1 protein-coding gene is annotated in these 1,442 nt (G+C 54.0%); it reads right to left on the reverse strand.

Annotated elements, in window-relative coordinates:
- Positions 1–130: 130 nt before the first annotated feature.
- On the reverse strand, positions 131–1,442 hold a 1,312-nt coding region (locus tag AC2VLY_RS11015), incomplete at its 5' end, for a hypothetical protein (protein ID WP_486893268.1).

Raw genomic sequence — 1,442 nt, forward strand, 5'->3', positions numbered from 1 at the left:
GAAAACGCCGAAATTCCCGCCTGGGCACCGGCCAGGCACACACCCCCCGCGCAGGCTCCGGCACTGGCGGAGAATACTGCCGCCAGGGTGCTGCCCAGGCTGGTGGCACTTCCGGCAAAGTTCCGCGTACTCATCCACACCCTCCAGCCGCACAATTCTGCGGGGTGTAACCTGCTGGGAGCAGGCTTTGGGGTGATGGATCGGGGGTCGTGGGCGGGGCTGTTACTACATCCCAGTCCGACGCATTGCTCTGGATCAATACCTGTCCAGTGCTTGCCGTGAGCGCAAGGATACCTACAGATGGGTTGTTAGCCGGGGCGGTTGGAGAATACGGCACGGAAGGATAATTCATGACCATGTAATCAATGGTGTCCTGCCCCGCCGGAACAGAAACATTGCCGGACCAGGGTTCGGAATTGTTTTCTGATTCCCAGTTGCCGTAAGCAACCTGTTGGCCGTTTATCCACACCCAGCCAATGTTGTCTGCTAAAAAGGTAAGATTAGCCTGGATATTTCCCAGCGTATTATCAAAAGTGGCCTGCATGACGCTATAAGCGGACTGAGGCACACCCGTTGCTCCATCATTTGCGCCATATATCCACTGAGCATTTGCCGCTGTTATTTGCGGGTTCTGACACACATCCTGATACCAACCGCCGATTTCTGGATTTCCGGTAAAGCCACAAGCCCAAGATGATGGATCGGGATACAAGGTTTCAGACGTGGGAGGTTTCTGGCATTCCGTGGATTGCGGGCCATAATGACCGCAGACCCGTTCATATTCGACGGGGCATTCACCCGTTATGTAGTACCAGGTAGAGGGGTTTGAGGTAATAATCGGCTGTTCGGTACCATTGATGTCTGCATTGACCTGTAAAATGCCATAAGAAGAACCACTCCCATTGGTGATTCTCATCACGATGGTATCTTTTCCAGGTGGCAGAGAAATGGCAGACGACAGCAATCCGTCTGTACCGGGATAGGATCGAGCAGCCGTATGTCCCGCGTCCGTGTAGCTGGCTACTTGTGCGCCATTGACATAGACCGCGCCAAAATCATTCATGGCATACCATGCAGTACCTTGAATGGTGCTATCCGTATTGTTGTTGTAGAAAGTTTCCAGGTATTGCGTTACTCCAGATCCGGCGTTTCTGCAGTTTGTTGTTCCATAAATCCATTGAGCGTCGGGTGCATCTCCGTTGCCCGCCCATCCGTTTACTGGACCCGCGCAATAAGAGGCCTTTGGATAAGGCTGAGGAGAACACTCTTCCTGTTTCTTGCACCGATAACACGGCCCCCAGTACGGCATCAGCCCGGTATGCCGGGAATGGATGTACTGTTGGCCCAGCGTATTCATTTGCAGGTCATCGCCAGTGATGCCATAGACGGATGCGGCCAGAGCCGGGGCGGGCAAGATGATGCCTGCTGACGCCATCAACAGA

The sequence above is a fragment of the Acidithiobacillus sp. TH-A36 genome (genome assembly GCF_057473445.1).